The organism is Xanthobacter autotrophicus ATCC 700552, from assembly GCF_043194565.1.
In the GTDB taxonomy this organism is placed as follows: Bacteria; Pseudomonadota; Alphaproteobacteria; order Rhizobiales; family Xanthobacteraceae; genus Xanthobacter; species Xanthobacter autotrophicus_F.
The window spans coordinates 62358-85588 of sequence record NZ_JBAFVS010000016.1; the positions used below are offsets into that span (position 1 = coordinate 62358).

Consider the following 23231-nt stretch of genomic DNA (forward strand, 5'->3'; position numbering starts at 1 on the left):
GACGCGGCCGCAAGACCTCATGGGCAGCGATTTACCATCAATGCTGCGCTGCGGGGTGGCCTTTGCGCCACATGTTTCCGGTGAACGACATCGCGGGAATGTGAATGCGCACGTACGCGGGCGGCACCCTGTGCTCCCCCGCGAGCGGGAATGGGGCACCAATCCCCCGCCCCCGGAAACGGAAAAAACTGCCCTGCCGGCATCTGCGCCATGACAGTGCCGCGTTCATGCGGAATACTACTGCGACTGGCAGGGGCATTCGCCTGAACTGCCCTCATCCCAAATCCGGGCACCCGCGCGCATCCGGCGCGAGGCGCCCCTTGTGCCAAAGCCCTATTGCCCCACGGAGGACGATCCTTGCCCCACGAAACGCCGCTCATTGCGACACTCGTCGGGGCCTTCGTCCTCGCCTTCGTCTTCGGCGCCATCGCCCAGCGGTTCAAACTGTCGCCGCTGGTGGGCTATCTGCTCGCCGGCGTCATGGTGGGGCCCTTCACCCCCGGCTTCGTCGCCGACCAGGGCATGGCGCTGGAACTGGCCGAGATCGGCGTCATCCTGCTGATGTTCGGCGTCGGCCTGCATTTCTCCCTCAGCGACCTGTTGTCGGTGAAGGCCATCGCCATTCCCGGCGCGGTGCTGCAGATCGGCGTCGCCACCCTCATGGGCATCGGCCTGGCCTATGGGCTGGGCTGGGGGCTCGGCGCCGGCATCGTGTTCGGCCTCGCCCTGGCGGTGGCGAGCACCGTGGTGCTGCTGCGGGCGCTGCAGGAACGGCGCATGGTGGAGAGCGAGCAGGGCCGCATCGCGGTGGGCTGGCTCATCGTGGAAGACCTCGCCATGGTGCTGGCGCTGGTGCTTTTGCCCGCGCTCTCGGGCGCCCTGGGCGGGCGGGTGGTGACCACCTCCACCGCCGCTTGGCTGGGCGGGGAAGACGTGTGGGTGACGCTCGCCATCACCCTCGCCAAGGTGGCGGGCTTCGTGGTGCTGATGCTGGTGGTGGGCCGGCGCGTCATTCCCGGCATCATGCATTGGGTGGCCCATATCGGCTCGCGGGAGCTGTTCCGGCTGGCGGTGCTGGCCATCGCGCTGGGCGTCGCCTTCGGCTCGGCCAAGCTGTTCGGGGTGTCGTTCGCGCTCGGCGCCTTCTTCGCCGGCATGGTGCTGAGCGAATCCCCCCTCTCCCACCGCGCGGCGGAAGAGACGCTGCCCCTGCGCGACGCCTTCGCCGTGCTGTTCTTCGTCTCCGTGGGCATGCTGGTGGACCCGTCCATCGTCATCAAGAGCCCGGGGCCGCTGCTGATCACCGTGCTGATCGTGCTGTTCGGCAAGTCGCTGGCCGCCTTCCTGCTGGTGCGGGCGTTCGGCTACGGCAATGTCACGGCGCTCACCATCTCCGCCTCGCTGGCGCAGATCGGCGAGTTCTCCTTCATCCTGGTGGCGCTGGGCGTGGACCTCCAGCTGCTGCCGGAGGAAGGGCGCGACCTCATCCTCGCGGCAGCGATCATCTCCATTCTCATCAACCCGTTCTTCTTCCTGGCGCTGGACCGCTACCGGGCCAAGGCGGTGGCGAAGGCGGTGGCGGCCGAGGCTCCGGCCCCGGCGGCGGAGAAGGCGCCGCCGCCCGCGCCCGCCCTGCCGGTCACCTCCCAGCAGGCCCACACGGTGCTGGTGGGCTACGGCCGTGTCGGCCGTCTGGTGGCGGATGGGCTGAAGGCCGCCGGCCTTGGCTTCCTCGTCATCGAGGACCAGGAAGACCGGGTGGACGAGCTGCGGCGCAGCGACATCGAGGTGGTGGACGCCAACGCCGCCTCCCCCGCCGCCATCACCGCCGCCAACGTGGCGGGGGCCAAGCGGCTCATCCTCGCCATTCCCGACGGCTTCGAGGCCAGCGGCGTGCTGCGCAAGGCCCGGCAGATCAATCCCGGCATCGAGATCGTCGCCCGCGCCCATTCCGACGCGGAGGTGGAGCACCTGCGCCAGGGCGGCGCCGACTTCATCATCATGGGCGAGCGCGAGGTGGCGCGGGGCATGCTCGCCCATGTGCTGGACCGCAGCGACGCGGACCTCGCTGCCGCGGTCCAGGCCGCGGGAACCACCACCACCGGGTCCGAGGCCGAGGCGACCTCCCCCGACGTGCCCGCCGCCAAGGTTGAGGTGAGCGCAGTGACGCCCCCGGCCGTGCCCTCCCCATCGGCCGAGACCGCACGCGCGAAATCCCCCGCGCCCGCCCCGGCGTCGGCCCCAGCCATGGTGCCGGCTGGAATCGTTGGCCCTGCGGCAACGCAGCCGCCCTTTTCGGAGCCTGAATCCTCCGCTGCGGCCGTCGCTGCCCTTGCGGAGACCGCCGCAGCGGAGCAGAACAAAAAGGGCTAGGCCGACTTAAATGCGAATAAGTTGCAATTGCAGTTTCGTCGGCCTATTTTTGCAAACGGATCGCAAATTGTTGCGATGATTGAATTGGAGCGCGGCTTCATGCGCTGCCCGGATTGTTGGACGGCCGGTCTTTCGACCCATTGCCTGGATCTTGCCCTCGGCCGCATCTTTTCGGCGGCCGGCGTCGTGCTTCTCGCCACCCTGGTGGCCGCTCTGGCGGTACTGCCATCCGCCGGACCCGCGCAGGCCGCGGGCAAGCTGAAGGTGGTCACCACCTTCACCATCATCGCCGACATGGCGAAGACCGTGGCGGGCGACGCCGCGCAGGTGGATAGCATCACCAAGCCCGGCGCCGAGATCCACAATTACCAGCCCACCCCCGGCGACCTCATCAAGGCCCAGGGCGCCAACCTCATCCTGTGGAACGGCCTGAACCTCGAACTGTGGTTCGAGAAGTTCTTCTCGCGGCTGAAGAACGTGCCGAGCGTGGTGATCTCCGACGGCGTCGAGCCCATGGGCATCACCGAAGGCCCCTATTCCGGCAAGCCCAATCCCCATGCCTGGATGTCGCCCGCCGCCGCCCTCATCTATGTGGACAATATCCGCGACGCGCTGGTGAAATACGATCCGGCCAACGCCGCCACCTACAAGGCGAACGCCGAGGCCTACAAGGCCAAGATCACCGCCACCATCGCCCCCATCCGCGCCGCTCTGGAGAAGGTGCCGCCGGACCAGCGCTGGCTGGTCACCAGCGAGGGCGCCTTCAGCTATCTGGCGCGGGATTTCGGCCTGAAGCCGCTCTACCTGTGGCCCATCAACGCCGACCAGCAGGGCACGCCCCAGCAGGTGCGCCGCGTGGTGGACCGCATGCGGGCGGACAAGATCCCCGCCATCTTCTCCGAGAGCACCATCTCGGCCGAGCCGGCCAAGCAGGTGGCGCGGGAAACCGGCGCCCGCTACGGCGGCGTGCTCTATGTGGATTCGCTCAGCGATGCCGCGGGCCCGGTGCCCACCTATCTCGACCTGCTGCGCGTCACCTCCACCACCATCGCGGCCGGCCTCACCGAAGGTGCGCCCCGATGAATGCCCCCCTCGATCCGGCCCTGTCGCACGTGGACGCGGCCGGCGCCGGCCTCAGCGTCGAGCATGTCACCGTCACCTATCGCAACGGCCATACCGCCCTGCGCGACGCGAGCTTTGAGATTCCCACCGGCACCATCACCGCGCTGGTGGGGGTGAACGGCTCGGGCAAGTCCACCCTGTTCAAGACCATCATGGGCTTCCTGTCGGCGGCGAAGGGGTCCGTCACCATCCTCGGCATGAGCGTGCGCGCGGCGCTGAAGTGCAACGTGGTGGCCTATGTGCCCCAGTCCGAGGAGGTGGACTGGAGCTTCCCCGTGCTGGTGGAAGACGTGGTGATGATGGGCCGCTACGGCCACATGAACTTCCTGCGCATGCCCCGCCGCGCCGACCATGAGGCGGTGACGGCGGCGCTCGGCCGCGTCAACATGCTGGAATTCCGCCATCGCCAGATCGGCGAGCTTTCCGGCGGGCAGAGGAAGCGCGTGTTCCTGGCCCGCGCGCTGGCGCAGGACGCCCGCGTGATCCTGCTCGACGAGCCCTTCACCGGCGTGGACGTGAAGACCGAGGACGCCATCATCGCCCTGCTCAAGGCCCTGCGCGACGAGGGGCGGGTGATGCTGGTCTCCACCCACAATCTGGGCTCTGTGCCGGAATTCTGCGATCGCACGGTGCTCATCAAGGGCACGGTGCTGGCCTATGGCCTCACCTCGGAGATCTTCACCCAGGTGAACCTGGAGAAGGCCTTCGGCGGCGTGCTGCGCCATTTCGTGCTGGACGAGAGCCACTCCACCGCCACCGGCACGCTGGGCGTGCTGACCGACGACGAGCGCCCCCTCGTGCTCTACAAGGACCGCCCCGCCGCCAGCGGCACCGCCGGTTCCTCCGAGGGGATCGGGTGATGATGGCCCTGCTGCTTGAGCCCTTCGGCTATTCCTACATGGTCAACGCCATGTGGGTGAGCGCGCTGGTGGGGGCGGTGTGCGCGTTCCTGTCCGCCTTCCTCATGCTCAAGGGCTGGTCGCTCATCGGCGATGCCCTGTCCCATGCCATCGTGCCGGGGGTGGCCGGGGCCTACATGCTGGGCCTGCCGTTCTCGCTCGGCGCCTTCTTCTCCGGCGCGCTGGCGGCCGGGGCCATGCTGTTTTTGCAGGAGCGCACCAAGCTGAAGGAAGATGCCGTCATCGGCCTCATCTTCACATCCTTCTTCGGCCTCGGCCTGTTCATGGTCTCGCTCTCCCCCACGTCAGTGAACGTGCAGACCATCGTGCTCGGCAACATCCTCGCCATCTCGCCGGAAGACACATTGCAACTGGCGCTCATCGGCTTCGTCTCGCTGGCGCTTCTTCTTGTGTTCTGGAAGGACCTGATGGTGACCTTCTTCGACGAGAGCCACGCCCGTTCCATCGGCCTCAACCCCACCTTCCTGAAGATCATGTTCTTCACATTGCTGTCCGCCTGCACGGTGGCGGCGCTGCAGACGGTGGGGGCCTTCCTCGTCATCGCCATGGTGGTGACGCCGGGGGCCACCGCCTATCTCCTCACCGACCGCTTCCCGCGCCTCATCACCCTGTCGGTGATCATCGGCGCGGGCACGAGCTTTACCGGCGCCTATCTCTCCTATTTCGTGGACGGGGCGACGGGGGGCATCATCGTGGTGCTGCAGACCCTCATCTTCCTCACCGCCTTCGTCTTCGCCCCCAAGCACGGGCTGCTGGCGGCGCGGCGGCAGGCGGCGCTGGCCTTGAGGGAGGACGGGGCGTGATGGACACCCTTCTCGCGCCGTTCCAGTTCGATTTCATGCTGAGCGCGCTGGCCATCTCGGCGCTGGTGGCGGTGCCCATGGCGCTGCTCTCCTGCTTCCTGGTGCTGAAGGGCTGGTCGCTGATGGGCGACGCCGTCTCCCACGCCGTGCTGCCCGGCGTGGTGCTGGCCTATATGGCCGGCCTGCCTTTGGCCTTCGGCGCCTTCGTGGCCGGCATGGTGTGCGCGCTCGGCACCGGATATTTGAAGGCCAACAGCCGCATCAAGGAAGACACGGTGATGGGCGTGGTCTTCTCCGGCATGTTCGGGCTGGGGCTGGTGCTCTACACCAAGATCCAGTCGGACGTGCACCTCGACCACATCCTGTTCGGCGACATGCTGGGCGTGACCTGGGGCGATATCGCCGAGAGCGCCATCATCTGCGGCCTCGTGACTTTGGCGCTTTTGGCCAAATGGCGCGACCTGCTGCTGAACGCCTTCGATCCGGCGCAGGCGCGCGCGGTGGGCCTGCGCGTGGGCCTGCTGCATTACGGGCTTCTGGTGATGCTGTCGCTGACCATCGTCGCGGCGCTGAAAGCGGTGGGCATCATCCTCGCCGTGTCGCTTCTGATCGCGCCGGGGGCCATCGCCTTCCTCATCACCCGCCGCTTCGGCTTCATGCTGGTGGTGGCGGTGGCGGTGGCGGTGGGCTGCGCGCTCTGCGGCGTCTACCTCTCCTTCTTCCTCGATTCCGCACCGGCGCCCACCATCGTGCTGCTGATGACGGCGGTCTTCATCGCCGCCTTCGTGGGGGTGCGGGTGAAGGCGGGGCGGGTGGAAGCGGCGGGTTGAAACCCTCGGCGGGGGTCTTTTATAATCAAACTCGGTCGCCAAGGCGGAACGATAAGTGATTTTGAAGGAGCCTAATCAATCCTGCACGGAACACGCCGTCCCTCAGTCGTCAGGCTCGCCAGCCTTCGCCTTCTGCACGGCGATCTCCATGGCGGCGATCTCCTCGTCCGTCAGTTCCTTGAACTGAGACCGCTTGGCCAGCGACAACCGGCCGCCGTTCTGGAGCATGAGGCGGATCAGAAGGGATGCGCGACGGTCCGGCATGTCGACAATGTCGCGAACCCGTTCGAACGCGCGGTCGAAGACTGCGAGGAAGCCGAGTTCTTCCTTGAGGTCGATCTGGACCGTGTCGACGACCCGATCATAGAGGTATTCGACGACTGCTGTTGCATCGAAGAAGCGGAAGAGAGGCGCCGTGTCATTCTGAACGACGATCTCCCGTTCCGCCGTCCATGCCCACTCGGTCAGGGCAAGCAGGGGCTGCGAGAAGCTCTCCAGCACCTCGTCATAGCCCCGCTGGTCCCGGATGATCGCCGCGGATACCGGGAAGATCACGCTGCCCGGGCTGAAGCCCGTCCGGCTCAGCACATGGTGGATCATGAAGCGATGGATGCGCCCGTTGCCGTCCTCGAACGGATGAATGAAGACGAAGGCAAACGCCGTGACGGCGGCCGCCACGACCGGATCCACGCCCCCCGCCATGAGGCGCCGCGCCAGATCCATCCAGCCCTCCATGAGCGCGGGCACGTCCTGCGGACGAGGGCAGATGAAGTGGACATCCTCCCGGAAATCCACGGTGGTCGAGCCGACGAAGTTCTGGAAGTCGCGCCAGTCGCGGGCCGCATACCTCGGGTCGACGATGGCGTTCTGCAAGTCCACGATGGCCGCCTTGCTTCCAGTATCGAAGCTCGCAGCCTTTCGCAGCGCTGCAATGAAACGCTCTGCGCGCTGGGGACTTGGGCTCTCGCCCTCAATGGCGAAGGAGGAGCGCGTCTCCTTGGTGTAGAGATAGGTAACCGCGCGGGCGAGCAAAGCAGGGTCGTAGCTCTCCACCAGGGCGCGCGCTTCCGCGTCCACATGGAGGGCCATCCGCTCCAGCAGGCGCGAGGTCCGGCGTACCGTGGGACAGAATGCCGGCGTCCCGAGCAGATTGTCGGCCACGCGGTGCCGCTGCGAGTTCCGCCGCGCGCCGGTGATGTGCTTCTCCTCGTCGAGCGCGAAGACGTAGTTGCCCGTGGTCACGTCGGGCAGATCGAGCCGCCGGCCGAGAAAGTATTCGTAGAAGAACCAGGCCCGCCGGGCATAGGCGCCCGTAGGCTCCGCGCGAACCCAGTTCTCGATGGTTTCAGGCCGCATCGCCGCAAGGGCGCCGACGAGGATGCGCAGATCGAGAGGCTCGTAGCGCAAGGCGAAGCGCAGGTTTGCCACCGGATCGTCGCCCGTCGCATAGGAGCGGGGGTAGAATTCGACGACACGGCGGTCTGATACGTCCCTGCGCCGGGCGCCAGCCACGGCGTAGCTCTCGGTGAAAGGCGGCGGAACGCGCAACCCGAAATGCGCGCGCAGCCACCCATGGCCGATCAGGGCGTCGTTGTTTTCACGAGAGGCGTCACTCATCCAGAAAGGCTTATCAGTATCAAAATTCAATTACAATTTCACCATCACATCCAAAAACGCATAGCGTGAGGTGCGCTGGGGCGCTTCACCCCACCACGTCGTGCCCTTGACGCCCCCGCCCCCTCGGGCGTAACCCCATCCGCGGGACACCTCCCCCCAACGGGAGGCGCCCATCTGTAAGGATGGACCACATGACGACGAATCCTGCTCCGGCCACCCGTCCGGAGAACCCGAACTTTTCGTCCGGCCCCTGTGCCAAGCGTCCCGGCTGGACGCTGGAAGGCCTCTCGGACGCGCCGCTGGGCCGGTCGCACCGCGCCAAGGTGGGCAAGGCCAAGCTCAAAGAGGCCATCGACCTCACCCGCGACGTGCTGGAAGTCCCGGCTGACTACCGCATCGGCATCGTTCCCGCTTCCGATACCGGCGCCGTGGAGATGGTGCTGTGGTCCATGCTGGGCGCCCGCCCGGTGGACATGCTGGCCTGGGAAAGCTTCGGCGAAGGCTGGGTGACCGATGTGGTCAAGCAGCTCAAGCTCGCCGACGCCCGCGCGCTGACCGCCCCCTATGGCGCGCTGCCGGACCTCACGCAGGTGGATTTCTCCCACGACGTGGTCTTCACCTGGAACGGCACCACCTCCGGCGTCATGGTGCCGGACGCGGACTGGATCCCGGCCGACCGCGCCGGCCTCACCATCTGCGATGCCACCTCGGCGGCGTTCGCGCAGAAGCTGGATTTCGCCAAGCTCGACGTGGTCACCTTCTCCTGGCAGAAGGTGCTCGGCGGCGAGGGCGCGCACGGCATCCTCATCCTCTCCCCCCGCGCGGTGGAGCGGCTTGAAACCTACAAGCCGGCCTGGCCGCTGCCCAAGATCTTCCGCATGACCAAGGGCGGCAAGCTCATCGAAGGCATCTTCGAGGGCGAAACCATCAACACGCCCTCCATGCTGTGCGTGGAAGACTATCTCGACGCGCTCAAGTGGGCGAAGAATGTGGGCGGGCTTAGCGCCCTGCAGGAGCGCTCCAACCGCAACTTCGAGGCCATCGCCCAGTGGGTGCATCGCACGCCGTGGGTGGACTTCCTGGCGAGCGACCCGGTGACGCGCTCCAACACGTCCGTATGCCTGAAGGTGGTGGATCAGGACGTGACGTCGCTGCCCGCCGACGCGCAGGCGGCCTTCGCCAAGGCCATCGCCTCCGGCCTTGAGAAGGGCGGCATCGCCTACGACATCGGCGCCTATCGCGACGCCCCTCCCGGCCTGCGCATCTGGTGCGGCGCCACCGTGGAACGGGCCGACGTGGAAGCCCTGACCCACTGGCTCGACTGGGCCTTCACCGAGGCCAAGTCCGCGCTGCCGAAAGCGGCGTGAGGTCTGGTGGGGTGAGGTCGGGCGGCGTGAGGTCGGCAGGGTGACTCGGGCCGCGTGAGCGGTCTCGGGTTCGAAGCGGTCGGTCCCCTCTCCCCTTGCGGGAGAGGGTTAGGGTGAGGGGTAAAAGCCCCACCGCACGTGCCCGTGCCCGCCCCCCGAACCGCCTTGCCCGAAGCCCCCTCACCTCCGGCCCCTCTCCCGCGAGGGGAGAGGGGAGAGGCACCCGACCCATCTCCGGGACCTGCCCCCTCCCAACCCTCCCCCGCAAGCGGGAGAGGGCTTGCAGCGGCAAGAGCTGCGGCAGCGGCTCACCCCCCATTCTCTCCTCCCCCGCAAGCGGGAGAGGGTTCACGCCGGTGAAGCGCGGAACGCGCGCGCATGCCCGGCCGGACACCCCCCTTTTCCGGAGCCCCTTCCATGGCACCCCGCGTACTCATCTCCGACAAGCTGTCGCCCGCCGCCGTGCAGATCTTCAAGGATCGCGGCATCGAGGTGGATTTCCAGCCCGACCTCGGCAAGGACAAGGACAAGCTCGCCGCCATCATCGGCGACTATGACGGCCTCGCCATCCGCTCGGCCACCAAGGTCACCCCGAAGATCCTGGCACAGGCGAACCGCCTCAAGGTCATCGGCCGCGCCGGCATCGGCGTCGACAACGTGGATTTGCCGGCGGCCACCGCCAAGGGCGTGATCGTGATGAACACGCCGTTCGGCAATTCCATCACCACCGCCGAGCATGCCATCGCCATGATGTTCGCGCTGGCCCGCGAGATCCCGGCGGCGGATGCCTCCACTCAGGCCGGCAAGTGGGAGAAGAACCGCTTCATGGGCGTCGAGGTCACCGCCAAGACGCTGGGCATCATCGGCTGCGGCAACATCGGCTCCATCGTCGCAGAGCGCGGCGTGGGCCTGAAGATGAAGGTGATCGCCTTCGATCCCTTCCTCTCGGTGGAGCGGGCGCTGGACCTCGGCGTGGAGAAGGTGGAGCTGGACGACCTGCTCGCCCGCGCCGACTTCATCACCCTGCACACCCCGCTCACCGAGAGGACCAAGAACATCCTCTCGGCCGAGAATATTGCCAGATGCAAGAAGGGCGTGCGCATCATCAACTGCGCCCGCGGCGGCCTCGTGGACGAAGCCGCCCTGCGCGACGCCCTCGATGCGAAGCAGGTGGCCGGCGCCGCCTTCGACGTGTTCGCGGTGGAGCCGGCTGAGACCAATCCCCTGTTCGGCCACCCCAACGTGGTGTGCACGCCCCACCTGGGCGCCGCCACAACCGAGGCTCAGGAGAATGTGGCCCTGCAGGTGGCCGAGCAGATGAGCGACTACCTGCTCACCGGCGCCATCACCAACGCGGTGAACTTTACCTCCATCACCGCCGAGGAAGCCCCCAAGCTGAAGCCCTATGTGGAGCTGGCGGAAAAGCTCGGCTCGTTCGCCGGCCAGCTCACCGACACCGACATCAAGACCGTGCGCATCGTCTATGAGGGCGCGGTGGCGGAGCTGAAGGTGAAGGCGCTGACCGCCGCCGCCGTGGCCGGCCTGCTGCGCCCGGTGCTGTCGGAAATCAACGTGGTGTCCGCCCCCACCGTCGCCAGGGAGCGCGGCATCGTCATCGAGGAGACCACCCGCGCCGCCACCGGCGACTACGACAGCCTCATCACCCTCACCGTGGTGACCGACACGCTCGAGCGCTCGATATCCGGCACCGTGTTCGCGGACGGCCGCCCGCGCATCGTGAACATCAAGGGCATCATGGTGGACGCCGAGTTCGCCCCCTCCATGATCTACATCACCAACGAAGACAAGCCCGGCTTCATCGGCCGCTTCGCCGGCCTGCTGGGCGATGCGGGCCTGAACATCGCCACCTTCGCCCTCGGCCGCGACCACCTGGGCGGCGACGCCATCGCTTTGGTGGCGGTGGACGGCACCGTGCCGGCCGACGTGCTCGCCAAGGTGCAGGCGCTGCCGCAGGTGAAGGCCGCCAAATCCCTCGCGTTCTGAGGCACTCGCGTTCTGAACAACCCGCAACGGCCGCCCCCTGGGCGGCCGTTTTCGTTCCCGCGTGACGCGATCGGCGCCGGTCGAAGGCGGGACAGGTCGTGCTTCAATGCGGCAGACGGTCGGCGATCCTGGCAAGGCCAGCGGCGGCGCAGGCCTCGTCCTTCTCCCCGCCCGGTGCGCCGCCGACGCCGATGGCGGCCACGATCTCCCCCTTCGCCTTCACGCCGACGCCGCCGGCCAGAAGCAGGATATCCGGCAGGGAGGCGAGCGCCTGGGTGTTGGGCCCGCCACGAGTCTTCTCCACGAAGGCCGAGAGGGTGTCGAAGCCGAACACCGGCCCCAGCGTCGCCACCGTATAGGCTTTGCGGAAACTGGAGGTGCGGGTGTGGGTGGTGGAATGGTCGCCCTTCACCAGCACACGGATCTCCCCGGACACATCCACCACCGCCACGGAGACCGGCCAGCCCTTCTCGGCGCAGGCGCGCACCGCCTCCAGCGCGGCCTCGTTGGCGAGCGTCAGCGGCAGCTCCCAGCCGGACCCGCGGACTTGCGCCACCGCCGGCGCGGCCGCCATGATCCCACCCGCCAGCAGCAGCGCCAGCAGCCCGCCGCGCACGCGCGCGCCAACACCCGTGGTCGAAATCCCCTTGCTCATGCTCTTCACCTCCTGCCGGCTCGTCCGGCAGGACCGCTCCTAGCAGAGAGGATGTAACCTCTTAATATAAATCTTAACGGTTTCACGCAGGCGTGACGGCCCAGCCGTTCAGGCGGGCGGCCGGACCCTGGCGCGGGCCGACAGGGTCGCCAGCGCGATGCCGGCGATGACCAGCGCATAGCCCGCCACATGGTACCAGGCCATGGTCTCGCCCAAAAAGACGATGGCCAGCGCCGTGCCGAACACCGGCATGAGATGCAGGAACGGCGCAGCGGCGTTGGCTCCCACCAGTTCCACCCCCCGGTTGAAGAACAGATAGGCGACGATGGACGGGCCGACCATCACATAGGCCAGCACCGTCAGCGTCATCCGGTCAAACCGCAGGGTGTGCCCCAGCGCCGCTTCCCACAGTGCGAACGGCACCAGCAGCACCGAGCCCAGCGCCATGATCACCACGAGGAAGGAGAGCGGCCCCAGCGCCGGCCGCTTGCGCAGCATGGCGGCATAGAAGGCATAGATGAACAGGGCGAAGATGATCCACACGTCGCCGACGTTGGGCTTGAGATGCAGGAAGGTATCGAGGCTACCGTGGCTGATGATCACCAGCACACCCACCAGCGAGGTGACGATGCCGGCCATCTGGCCAAGACTCAGCCGCTCGCGGAAGATGAAGAAGGTCCACAGGGCCACCAGCAGCGGCGCAGTGGACTGCACGAGAAGGCCATTGAGGGCCTGTGTATATTGCAGGCCGTAATAGCTCATGGCGTTGTAGCAGGCGATGCCGGTGGCCGCGAGCAGCACCAGCAGCCAGAAATGACGGCGGATGAGCGGCAGGTCGCGCCGCAGCTGCCCGAGGGCGAAGGGCAAAAGGATCAGCGTCGCCCCGGTCCAGCGCACGAAGGCCAGCGTCACCGGCGGCACATGGCCGGCGACGAAGCGGCCGATCACCATGTTGATGGCCCACAGCAGCGCCGTGACGGTGAGCAGCAGGTAGGGCGCGTCGTAAAGGGCGAATCCGGACGGGCGCGAGGACCTTGCCGACATCTTTCCTCCCGCGTGATGCGATCCACGCCTTCGGCGCGGGCCTGGAGCCAGCTCGGGCGGAGCGTGCTCCAGCAGGCGACCGCTGTAGCGTCATCCGACGCGTGAGGGAAATCGATTTTAGCGAACCCACCCATCAGCCTGCGTGATGGATCGCGCCCGCGCTTGCCCGGCCCTCAGGCCGGGCGGAACTGGGCCGTGTTGCCGGAGGGGTCGCGGACCGTCAGACCGCCCCCTTCAAGCGCCGTGAATTCAACGCCCGCCGCCGCGAGGCGCTGACCGAGGGCTTCGACGGCGGCCAGCGGAAGCCGCACGGTGAAATGGTCGAGACCCGCCGTGCCGGCCGCCGGCGCGGGCGCGCCCGAGGATTGCCAGGTGTTCAGGCCCAGATGGTGGTGATAGCCGTCGGCGCTCACAAACAGGGCGCCGGGATAGCGCGCCATGATGGTGAGGCCCACCGTATCCACCCAGAAGCGCCGCGCCGCCTCCAGGTCGGAAACCTTGAGGTGCACGTGTCCCATATCCGTGCCCGCAGGCGCGGGCACACGCCCCATCTCCGTGCCCGCAGGCGCGGGGTGCGCGGCCGGCGGTGCCTCACGGGCCAGCGCGGCGAGGTCGAGGGGCAGCGTCGCCATGGCGATGGCGCCGTCCGGGGTGCGCGGCCATTCCTCGGCGGGACGGTCGCGGTAGATCTCGATGCCGTTGCCGTCCGGGTCGTCCACATAGAGCGCCTCGCTCACCAGGTGGTCGGACGCACCCATCCGCAGGCCCATGTGGTGCAGGGCGAGCAACCGCGCGGCGAGGCTCGCGCGGTCGGGCACGCGGATGGCCATGTGGAACAGGCCGGGCGCGCGCACGGCGGCGCGGGCCGCATCCGGCCGGCGGGTGATCTCCACCAGCGGGCGGCCGCCGGCGCCGAGCACAATGGTCTCGCCGGTGGAGAGCACATCAAGGCCCACCCCGTCGCGATAGAAGGGGACAAGGCGCTCGGGATCGCGGCTCGTCAGCGCCACGGCGCCGAGGGCAAGGTCGTGGGGCGCGGTTTCAGGGGACAGGAAGAGGGCGTTGGTCATGCTGAAGCTCCGGGCAGGCAGCGATGTCCCTCACGGGGTCCACCGCCTGCGTTGCTCCAAATATGACGACACCCACACTCTTTTGCCATTGCACTGATGCAAGGAGTGTGCGGCGCCGGAGCATGTGCCTGCGGCCGGATCGTGGCAGGAGAACGTTGCGATCCTTGAGAAAACACGCACCCGTTCGCGCCGCGCCCCCTCTCCCGCTTGCGGGGGAGGGTTGGGGAGGGGGCAGGCGGCCCGCCCCGCACCCCGGAGAAAGAGCGCGACGCCGCGCCTCAGGCCGCCTTCTGGGCCTGCCGGTCCACGATGGCGACGATGTCGGCCATGATGCGGTTCAGCTCGAAATTCTTCGGGGTGTAGACCGCGGTCACGCCGAAGCCCTTCAACTGCACCTCGTCCTCCGGCGGGATGATGCCGCCCACCACCACCGGGATGTCGGAAAGCCCCTCGGCCCGCAGCCGCTCCATCACGTCGCGCACCAGCGGCACATGGGAGCCGGAAAGGATGGACAGGCCGATGACGTGCACGCTCTCCTCCAGCGCGGCGTTCACGATCTCGGCCGGGGTCAGGCGGATGCCCTCGTAGACCACTTCCATGCCGCAGTCGCGGGCGCGCACGGCGATCTGCTCGGCGCCGTTGGAATGGCCGTCGAGGCCCGGCTTGCCCACCAGGAACTTGATGCGCCGGCCGATCTTCTCGGACACCGCGTCCACGCCCTTGCGCACCTCGTCCAGCCCCTGCGTGTCCACGCGGGCGGCGCGGCCGACGCCGGTGGGGGCGCGGTATTCGCCGAACACCTCGCGCAGGCAGGTGCCCCATTCGCCGGTGGTGATGCCGGCCTTGGCGCAGACGATGGAGGGCTCCATGATGTTGCGTCCCTCCTGCGCCGCGCTCTTCAGCGCCGCCAGCGCCGCCGCCGCCGCCTTGTTGTCGCGCGCCTCGCGCCAGGCCTGCAGGCGCGCGATCTGCTCCGCCTCCACGCCCTCGGGCACGGTGAGGATGGCGCCCTCCCCGGTGGTCAGGGGCGAGGGCTCGGTCTCGGTCCAGCGGTTGACGCCCACCACCACCTGCTCGCCGCGCTCGATGGCCTCCAGCCGGCGGGTGTTGGATTCCACCAGCTGCTGCTTCATGTAGGAATTCTCGATGGCCGCCACCGCCCCGCCCATGGCGTCGATCTGGGCGAGCTCCGCGCGGGCTTCCTCCTTCAGCTGTTCCACCTTCCTTGCGATCTCGGTGGAACCGTCGAAGATGTCGCCGTAGTCGAGCAGGTCGGTCTCATAGGCCAGCACCTGCTGCATGCGCAGCGACCATTGCTGGTCGAACGAGCGCGGCAGGCCCAGCGCCTCGTTCCAGGCGGGCAGCTGCACGGCGCGGGCGCGGGCGCCCTTGGAGAGGGTGACGGCCAGCATCTCCAGAAGGATGCGGTAGACGTTGTTCTCCGGCTGCTGCTCGGTGAGGCCGAGGGAATTGACCTGCACGCCGTAGCGGAACAGCTTCTGCTTGGCGTCGGTGATGCCGTAGCGGTTGACGCAGATCTCGTCCCACAGATCCACGAACGCGCGCATCTTGCACATCTCGGTGATGAACCGCATGCCGGCGTTCACGAAGAAGGAGATGCGCCCCACCACCTCGCCGAAGACCTTGCCTTCCGCCTCGCCGGACTTCTTCACCGTGTCGAGGATGGCGATGGCGTTGGCGAGCGCGAAGGCCAGCTCCTGCACCGGCGTCGCCCCGGCCTCCTGCAGGTGGTAGGAGCACACGTTCATGGGGTTCCACCGGGGCAGGTACTCGGTGGTGAAGATGATGGTGTCCTTGGTCAGCCGCATGGACGGCGCCGGCGGGAACACATAGGTGCCGCGCGACAGATATTCCTTGATGATGTCGTTCTGGGTGGTGCCCTGCAGCTTGGTGCGGTCCGCGCCCTGCTCGTCGGCGGTGGCGATGTAAAGCGAGAGCAGCCACGCCGCGCAGGCGTTGATGGTCATGGACGTGTTCATCTCGGCGAGCGGGATGCCGTCGAACAGGGTGCGCATGTCGCCGAGATGGGAGATGGGCACGCCCACCTTGCCCACCTCGCCGCGCGCGAGCGGATGGTCGCTGTCGTAGCCGGTCTGGGTGGGCAGGTCGAAGGCGACCGACAGGCCGGTCTGGCCCTTGGCGAGGTTGGAACGGTAGAGCTTGTTGGACTCCGTGGCAGTCGAGTGGCCCGCATAGGTGCGGAAGAGCCAGGGTTTGTCGCGCACCACCATTCCTGCTTCCCCCATCGGTCGTTCTGGATTTGACGCAATTGTGCGTCGCAATGCCCGCGGCGTCGATGGGAAATTTGGGGGGGTATGGGTGATCCCCTCCGGCGGGCACGCGGGTCCGCGGGCTCTAGTCGCGGATCGGGAGGGCGACCGCGACGCCCCGGGCACAACAGGGCATCGCGGCAAGGCATCGGCAAGGCATCGTGAGGTGCGGGATCGCGCCTCTACCTTTTCACCAGCGAGATGATGAACAGCAGAATCACCGCGCCGATGGTGGCCGAGATGATCTGGCCGATGACGCCACCCACAACGAACACGCCGCCGAACAGGAAGCCGCCGATGAGCGCGCCGACGATGCCGACCGCGATGTTGCCCAGAAGGCCGAAGCCGTAGCCCTGGAAAATCTGCCCCGCCAGGAAGCCGGCGATGACGCCGACGATGATCATCCACAAGACCTGCATTTCCCGTCCCCTTTCGTTGTCGCCTCCCCGGCCTGTCCGCCCCGGCGGCCGGCCCGTCCCGCGACGACGCCAGCCTAGCGCTCCCGGCGCGCCGCGGGAATGACAACGCGAGCGTGGCCTTGTGGTTCGCAGAACGCGGAAACATGTCCCCCCGATGGTCCAAAGGGGGGTATCGCTTTGGAATTTTTCTCTGCTACGCTGCAATGCAAGAAGCCCCCAAAGACGTGACCGAACGGTCCGCACACGCACGGAGAGGACGATAGCCATGGCCCAGACGGCAGCCGCCAACGCGAACGAGGGACCGGTGAAGGACCTTTATGAGCTGGGCGAGGTTCCGCCCCTCGGCCACGTGCCGGCGCAGATGTATGCCTGGGCCATCCGTCGCGAGCGCCACGGGCCGCCGGAAGAGTCGTTCCAGCTGGAAGTGGTCCCCACCTGGGAGCTGGGCGAGAACGACGTGCTGGTCTACGTCATGGCCGCGGGCGTGAACTACAACGGCATCTGGGCCGGCCTCGGCGAACCCATCTCCGTGTTCGACGTGCACAAGCTGCCGTACCACATTGCCGGTTCCGACGCGTCCGGCGTCGTCTGGGCGGTGGGCGCCAAGGTGAAGCGCTGGAAAGTGGGCGACGAGGTGGTCGTCCACTGTAACCAGGACGACGGCGACGACGAGGAGTGCAACGGCGGCGACCCCATGTTCTCGCCGTCCCAGCGCATCTGGGGCTATGAGACGCCGGACGGCTCCTTCGCCCAGTTCTGCCGGGTGCAGGCGCGCCAGCTGATGCCGCGCCCCAAGCACCTGACCTGGGAAGAGAGCGCCTGCTACACCCTCACCATGGCCACCGCCTACCGCATGCTGTTCGGCCACCCGCCGCACACGGTGAAGCCGGGCGACTACGTGCTGGTGTGGGGCGCCTCTGGCGGCCTCGGCGTGTTCGGCGTGCAGCTCGCCGCCGCCTCCGGCGCCCATGTGATCGGCGTCATCTCCGACGAGACCAAGCGCGATTATGTCCTCGGCCTCGGCGCCAAGGGCGTGATCAACCGCAAGGACTTCAAGTGCTGGGGCCAGCTGCCCAAGGTCAATTCGCCCGAATACACCGAGTGGACCAAGGAAGCGCGCAAGTTCGGCAAGGCCATCTGGGACATCACCGGCAAGCGCGACGTGGACATCGTGTTCGAGCATCCCGGCGAACAGACCTTCCCGGTCTCCACTTTGGTGGGCAAGCGCGGCGGCATGATCGTGTTCTGCGCCGGCACCACCGGCTTCAACATCACCTTCGACGCCCGCTATGTGTGGATGCGCCAGAAGCGCATCCAGGGCTCGCACTTCGCCCACCTCAAGCAGGCCTCCGCCGCCAACCAGTTCATCATCGACCGGCGCGTGGACCCCTGCATGTCGGAAGTATTCCCCTGGGACCGCATCCCCGAGGCGCACACCAAGATGTGGAAGAACCAGCATGCCCCCGGCAACATGGCGGTTCTGGTCAACGCCCCCCGCACCGGCCTGCGCACCATCGATGACGTGATCGAGGCCGGCGCGAAGAAGTAAGGCTGGTCTCTTAGGACAGCGTCATCCCCCGAAGACAGCGTCATCCCCCGGTCAAGCCGGGGGATGACGGTGGTGAGATCCGCATGGCTCACGCGCGCGCCGACACGTCCTCCCCGAAACCGCCCCCTCACGCCGCCGGCTTGAGCGCTCCAAGGTCCCCCGGCAGGGCATAGGCCCATGAACTGATGGAGCCGGCACCGAGGCAGATCACGTAGTCGCCCGGCTTCGCCAGCGCGCCCACCACTTCGGCCAGCTTCTCCGGTCCGTCCAGCGCCGTCACCGAGCGGTGGCCGTGGGCGATGAGGCCCTGCACCAGATGCTCCCGGTCCGCGCCTTCGATGGGGGCCTCGCCGGCGGCATAGACCGGGGCCACCACCACATGGTCGGCATCGTTGAAGCAGGTGCAGAATTCGTCGAACAGGGAGGCGAGGCGCGAATAGCGGTGCGGCTGCACCACGGCGATCACCTGCCCCTCGCTCGCCGCCCGCGCCGCCTTCAGCACGGCGGCGATCTCCACCGGGTGGTGGCCGTAATCGTCGAACACGGTGACGCCGTTCCACTCCCCGGTGCGGGTGAAGCGCCGCTTCACCCCGCCGAAGCTGCCGATGGCCTCGATGATCTTGTCGTCCGGCACCTTCAGCTCATGGGCCACCGCGATGGCGGCGGTGGCATTCAGCGCATTGTGCTTGCCGGGCATGGGCAGCTTGAGGCCGGAGATTTCGTGCACGGTCTCGCCCGCCCGGTTGCGGAAGACCACGCCGAAGCGGGTGATGCCGCCCTTCAGGTCCACGTCCACCAGACGCACGTCCGCCTGCGGGTTCTCGCCATAGGTGATGACGCGCCGGTCTTCGATGCGCCCCACCAGGGCCTGCACCACCGGGTGGTCGATGCACATCACCGCGAAGCCGTAGAAGGGCACGTTCTCCACGAAGGCCTTGAAGGCGTCCTGCACCTTGTCGAAGGTCTTGAAATGGTCGAGGTGCTCGGGGTCCACATTGGTGACGATGGCGACTTCCGTGGGCAGCTTCAGGAAGGTGCCGTCGCTCTCGTCCGCCTCCACCACCATCCAGTTGCCATCGCCCCGGCGGGCATTGGTGCCGTAGGCGTTGATGATGCCGCCATTGATGACGGTGGGGTCGAAATTACCGGCGTCGAGCAGGGTCGCCACCAGCGAGGTGGTGGTGGTCTTGCCATGGGTGCCGGCGATGGCGACGCAGCTCTTCAGCCGCATCAGCTCGGCCAGCATCTCGGCGCGGCGCACCACCGGCAGGCGCTTGGCGCGGGCGGCCACCAGTTCGGGATTGTCGCGCTTGATGGCGGAGGAGACCACCACCACGTCCGCGTCATCCACGTTGGCCGCCGCGTGGCCGATCATCACCTTGATGCCGAGGTCGCGCAGGCGCTTCACGTTGGCGCTGTCGGCCACGTCCGAGCCCTGCACCTCGTAGCCGAGATTGTGCAGCACCTCGGCGATGCCGCTCATGCCGATGCCGCCGATGCCGACGAAATGGATGGAGCCAAGGCCGGACGGCAACTTCATGCCCGTTTCCCCTGAAAGGTTGCGACCGCGCCTTCTGCCGCCAGATGCCGGACGAGATCGCCCAGTCGTTCCGCTGCGTCGAGCACGCCCTGGCTTCTGGCCTTATCCGCCATCTGCGTCAATGATCGAGGTTCGCTGGCAAAGCTGTGGAGTTCCAGCGCCAGCCGGTCGGGATCGAATTCCACCTGCCGCAGCACCAGCGCCGCACCCACATCCCCCAGCGAACGGGCGTTGGCCGCCTGGTCCTGGTCGAGGGCGTGGGGCAAGGGCACCAATATGGCGGGCCGGCCGATGGCGGCCAGCTCCGCCACCGTCCCGGCGCCGGAGCGCGCCACCACCAGATGGGCCGCAGCCATGCGCGCCGGCAAATCGTCGAAGAAGGGCGCCACCAGCGCCCGCACGCCGAGCCGGGCGTAAGTGGCCTTCACCCGCTCCAGATCCTCCTCCCGCGCCTGCTGGGTGAGGACGAGGCGGGATCGCAGGTCGGCGTCGAGCCGCTCGATGGCCTCCGGCACCACGTCTGACATCACCCGCGCGCCCTGGCTGCCGCCGAACACGAGGAGGCGCAGTTCGCCCCCGGCCACCGGCGGATCATAGGGCGTCGCCGCGGCGGCGATGGCGGACGGGCGCAGGGGATTGCCGGTCCACACCGCCTTGGGGGCGAGGGCCGGATCACCCGCGACGATGCCGGGAAAGCCGGTGGCGATGGCGGTGACGCGCCGCGCCAGCATGCGGTTGGCCCGGCCCATGACGCCGTTCGCCTCGTGGATCAGGCTCGGCACGCCCATGAAAGAGGCCGCGAGCAGGGGCGGCACGGTGGGATAGCCGCCGAAGCCCACCACGGCCACCGGCTTCACCCGCCTGAGCAGCGTGAGGGAGGAGACGAGGCCCGAGGCGAGGGCGAATCCGGTGCGGGCCAGCGCCACCGGGGAGCGGCCGCGCACCGTATCGGCGGGCAGCACATGCAGTTCCCGCGCCGGGAAATGTCCGGCATAGCGGGCGGCGCGGGCATCGGTGGCGAGGTCCACGTCGAACCCACGCCGGCCGAGCGCCGCGGCGAGCGCTTCCGCCGGAAACAGATGGCCGCCGGTACCGCCGGCGGCGAGAAGAACAATCTGCGTCACATCACCCTCGCATGGCCGATCCGATCGGCCCCGCACCTCGAAAAGCCGACAGGACCGGCCAGATTGGGCTTGCTGCCCCGCCAATGCGGCCGTTCCGGGGAAGGGAGGGCGGGATACTCGCGCATCCCGCGTTTCCCCATCGCTCAGACGCCGCGCGGGCTTCCTTGCCGGATCGCAAGGATGCTCGCGCATCCCGCGATCCGCTTCGCTCAGACGCCGCGCGGGCTTCAGGCCGGGTCCGGCACGGCGCCGGCGGGTGGCGCGACCGGACGGGCGACGGGTTCCACCGTCGGCTTCTCGGTCAGCGCCGCCAGCGCCGCCGCGCCGGGTCTTTTTCGCGAGAGGGCCAGCAGCATGCCCATGCCGAAGGCGATGGAGATGAGCGATGAGCCGCCATAGGAGATGAAGGGCAGCGTCATGCCCTTGGCGGGGGCGATGTGCACGTTCACCGCCATGTTGATGGCCGCCTGCAGCCCAAACAGCAGCGCAAGGCCGGTGATGGCGAAGCGGGTGAAGGGATCGCTCTCCTTCGAGGCCCGCGACAGCGACCGCAGGATGATGAAGGCGAACAGGGCGAGGATGATGAGGCACAGGATGATGCCGAATTCCTCCCCGGCCACGGCGAAGACGAAGTCGGTGTGCCCGTCCGGCAGCATGCGCTTCATGGTGCCCTCGCCCGGCCCCTGGCCGAACCAGCCGCCGTTGCGGAACGAGTTGAGCGCGGCGTCGATCTGGTAGGTATCGCCGGAATCGGGATTGAGGAAGCGATTGATACGCTTCTGCACGTGGGACACGGTCATGTAGGCGATGAAGCCGCCCCCCGCGCCCACGCCCACCAGCCCCACCATCCAGATCCAGCGCAGCCCCGCGAGGAAGAACAGCGAGGCCCACACCAGCGAGATCAGCAGGCTCTGGCCGAAGTCCGGCTGCTTCACCAGCAGGCCGAGGACGCTGCCGAGCAGTCCGAAGGCGAGGAGCGTGGCAGGCATTTCCGGCCGTTTGGTGCTCTCGGCGAACAGCCAGGCGGCAAGGATGACGAAGGCCGGCTTGATGAATTCGGACGGCTGCACGGTGACGCCGGCAATGGTGAGCCAGCGCCGCGCGCCCTTCACCTCCGGCCCCACCACCAGGGTGGCCATGAGCAGCACGAAGAAGATGGCGAACGCCACAATGCAGATGCGCCTGAGCGCGCGCGGCGACAGGAAGGAGGTGGCGATCATCACCGCCGCGGCGGGCACCAGGAACAGCACCTGCCGGTTGACGAAGTGAAACGGGTCCGCGATGCCGAGGCGCGCGGCCACCGCAGGGCTCGCGGCAAGGCACATGATGATGCCGATCACCATCAGGCCGCAGAGGGCCGCCAGCAGGGCGCGGTCCACCGTCCACCACCATTCGCTCAAGACGGTGCGGTCGGCGCGCGACATCATGGGACGGCAACTCCGGTGCGGAACAACTGCCGCACCATGCGTCCGGGACGGTTGACGAGCGATTAAGAGCCCATCCCCTTGCCACGGACCCAGCGCCACAGGCGCCGCAGCAGCGACCGCCGCGGCGGAGGTGGCGGCGGCGGAGGTGGCGGCTCGGGCGGCGGCGGCGTGTCAGGCTTGACCGGGTGGATCAGCCAGTCGCCCTGCGGAAAGTCCTGCGGTCGCTCGGCGAAATAGTCCGGCCGCCAGGGCCGGTACACGAAGGTTCCCGGCACCAGAAAGGGATCCAGCGGCGTATTGGAATAGAGCGTTCCGCGCCGCTCGGGGGGACAGAACGGCCCCTCTCCGCCCATGTCCTCGATCCTGAGGCCGAGATGGCGGGCGACAGTGGGCAAGAGATACTCGAAATGGCCCTGCCAGCCGGGATCACGCACTTCGGCCGCATAGGCCTCCATGAAACGCCGCGACATGCGCATCAGCGGGTTGAACGAGCGCATGCGGCAGGCCGGGTCCACACGGGGCGGGGCCAGGGCCGTATCCATGAAATACCAGTCCGGGTCGTCGGCGAGGGGCAAAAGCGTGGTGGTCAGCAGATCGGCGTCATTGCCGGCAAAGCGCTCGAACAGCGCGCGCCAGTCGCCGGTGTAATCCACGTCGAATTCCATGACCCAGGTATGGTCATGGGGCAGCGGCCAGGCGGCTGCCAGGGTGAGCACGTCCACATAGCCGGGAACAAGGCCGCCATTCTCGTCCAGCTGGCGCAGGCGCTCGGGAAGCACCGCAGCCGGCGGCGGATCGAGGCTCGGCTCCACCGGGACAACGTGATTGCCCGGATTGTGCACCAGAAGCCAGTCCACCAGCCCTTCGGTCTGCCGCCGCACCCGCTCGAAATGCGCCCTGATCCGGTCCGTGTATTGCGTGGTGACGAACAGGCCGTTCGCCATCCGCACAGCCCCGCGCTCCCCACCCGGCGCACATTCACCTGCAACGCGAACCGTCATCCATGCTCATTTCTCCGCCCCTGATCCAACGCCCCCGCCGAAAGCGGCCGCACTATAAGGCGAGAGCCTCCTGAT

At 67.8% G+C, this 23231-nt stretch carries 18 protein-coding genes; 8 read left to right on the forward strand and 10 right to left on the reverse strand.

The annotated features are described in order from the left end of the window. The first annotated feature begins 357 nt into the window (after positions 1-357). The 5 genes from ybaL to V5F48_RS16855 all read left to right on the forward strand — a co-directional run bounded on the left by ybaL (position 358) and on the right by V5F48_RS16855 (position 6048). Positions 358-2373 (forward strand): YbaL family putative K(+) efflux transporter, encoded by a 2016-nt coding sequence (gene ybaL / locus V5F48_RS16835; protein WP_394259630.1) that lies wholly within the window; start codon positions 358-360, stop codon positions 2371-2373. A 75-nt stretch (positions 2374-2448) separates the two neighbouring features. Next, on the forward strand, positions 2449-3456 hold the full coding sequence (locus V5F48_RS16840; RefSeq protein ID WP_394259631.1) for a metal ABC transporter substrate-binding protein: 1008 nt from the start codon (positions 2449-2451) through the stop codon (positions 3454-3456). Next, on the forward strand, positions 3453-4355 hold the full coding sequence (locus tag V5F48_RS16845) for a manganese/iron ABC transporter ATP-binding protein (protein ID WP_394259632.1): 903 nt from the start codon (positions 3453-3455) through the stop codon (positions 4353-4355). Before V5F48_RS16840 ends, V5F48_RS16845 begins: the two co-directional genes overlap by 4 nt. Beyond that, positions 4355-5218, forward strand: a complete 864-nt coding sequence (locus V5F48_RS16850) for a metal ABC transporter permease (RefSeq protein WP_394108548.1) — start codon at positions 4355-4357, stop codon at positions 5216-5218. Before V5F48_RS16845 ends, V5F48_RS16850 begins: the two co-directional genes overlap by 1 nt. Further along, entirely contained in the window at positions 5218-6048 is an 831-nt protein-coding gene (locus V5F48_RS16855; protein ID WP_394259633.1) for a metal ABC transporter permease, read from the forward strand. Before V5F48_RS16850 ends, V5F48_RS16855 begins: the two co-directional genes overlap by 1 nt. Positions 6049-6150: 102 nt before the next feature. Here the strand turns inward: V5F48_RS16855 and V5F48_RS16860 are convergent, their stop codons facing one another. After that, on the reverse strand, positions 6151-7665 hold the full coding sequence (locus V5F48_RS16860; protein WP_394259634.1) for a Fic family protein: 1515 nt from the start codon (positions 7663-7665) through the stop codon (positions 6151-6153). A gap of 191 nt (positions 7666-7856) precedes the next feature. On the opposite strand from V5F48_RS16860, the gene V5F48_RS16865 reads away from it, so the two are divergent. Then, positions 7857-9032, forward strand: coding sequence for a phosphoserine transaminase (locus V5F48_RS16865; RefSeq protein WP_394259635.1), 1176 nt, complete (start codon positions 7857-7859; stop codon positions 9030-9032). A 417-nt stretch (positions 9033-9449) separates the two neighbouring features. Continuing rightward, on the forward strand, positions 9450-11036 hold the full coding sequence (gene serA, locus V5F48_RS16870) for a phosphoglycerate dehydrogenase (RefSeq protein WP_394259636.1): 1587 nt from the start codon (positions 9450-9452) through the stop codon (positions 11034-11036). A gap of 103 nt (positions 11037-11139) precedes the next feature. Here serA and V5F48_RS16875 read toward each other — a convergent pair whose 3' ends face one another. The 5 genes from V5F48_RS16875 to V5F48_RS16895 all read right to left on the reverse strand — a co-directional run bounded on the left by V5F48_RS16875 (position 11140) and on the right by V5F48_RS16895 (position 16515). Beyond that, positions 11140-11691, reverse strand: coding sequence for a GlcG/HbpS family heme-binding protein (locus V5F48_RS16875; RefSeq protein ID WP_394259637.1), 552 nt, complete (start codon positions 11689-11691; stop codon positions 11140-11142). A 108-nt stretch (positions 11692-11799) separates the two neighbouring features. Continuing rightward, on the reverse strand, positions 11800-12735 hold the full coding sequence (locus V5F48_RS16880; RefSeq protein WP_394259638.1) for a DMT family transporter: 936 nt from the start codon (positions 12733-12735) through the stop codon (positions 11800-11802). A gap of 173 nt (positions 12736-12908) precedes the next feature. Next, on the reverse strand, positions 12909-13805 hold the full coding sequence (locus V5F48_RS16885; RefSeq protein WP_394259639.1) for a VOC family protein: 897 nt from the start codon (positions 13803-13805) through the stop codon (positions 12909-12911). 278 nt (positions 13806-14083) lie between these two features. Continuing rightward, a complete protein-coding gene (locus V5F48_RS16890; protein WP_394259640.1) occupies positions 14084-16057 on the reverse strand; it encodes a methylmalonyl-CoA mutase family protein in 1974 nt (657 codons plus the stop codon). Positions 16058-16278: 221 nt separating this feature from the next. After that, positions 16279-16515, reverse strand: coding sequence for a GlsB/YeaQ/YmgE family stress response membrane protein (locus V5F48_RS16895; RefSeq protein WP_394108556.1), 237 nt, complete (start codon positions 16513-16515; stop codon positions 16279-16281). Between the two features lie 265 nt (positions 16516-16780). Between V5F48_RS16895 and ccrA the strand changes: the two genes are divergently transcribed. After that, on the forward strand, positions 16781-18064 hold the full coding sequence (gene ccrA, locus V5F48_RS16900) for a crotonyl-CoA carboxylase/reductase (RefSeq protein WP_394108557.1): 1284 nt from the start codon (positions 16781-16783) through the stop codon (positions 18062-18064). A 127-nt stretch (positions 18065-18191) separates the two neighbouring features. On the opposite strand, the gene murC is transcribed toward ccrA, so the two are convergent. The 4 genes from murC to V5F48_RS16920 all read right to left on the reverse strand — a co-directional run bounded on the left by murC (position 18192) and on the right by V5F48_RS16920 (position 23099). Further along, on the reverse strand, positions 18192-19604 hold the full coding sequence (murC, locus tag V5F48_RS16905) for a UDP-N-acetylmuramate--L-alanine ligase (RefSeq protein ID WP_394259641.1): 1413 nt from the start codon (positions 19602-19604) through the stop codon (positions 18192-18194). Next, complete coding sequence (murG, locus tag V5F48_RS16910) at positions 19601-20728, reverse strand: undecaprenyldiphospho-muramoylpentapeptide beta-N-acetylglucosaminyltransferase (protein WP_394259642.1); 1128 nt, start codon at positions 20726-20728, stop codon at positions 19601-19603. Before murG ends, murC begins: the two co-directional genes overlap by 4 nt. Positions 20729-20955: 227 nt before the next feature. Next, positions 20956-22155: a putative lipid II flippase FtsW gene (gene ftsW, locus V5F48_RS16915; protein WP_394259643.1), complete on the reverse strand. Its 1200-nt coding sequence runs from the start codon at positions 22153-22155 to the stop codon at positions 20956-20958. 62 nt (positions 22156-22217) lie between these two features. Further along, the gene (locus V5F48_RS16920) at positions 22218-23099 is read right to left on the reverse strand and encodes a hypothetical protein (protein ID WP_394259644.1); all 882 of its coding nucleotides are present in this window, start codon (positions 23097-23099) and stop codon (positions 22218-22220) included. Positions 23100-23231: the final 132 nt, after the last annotated feature.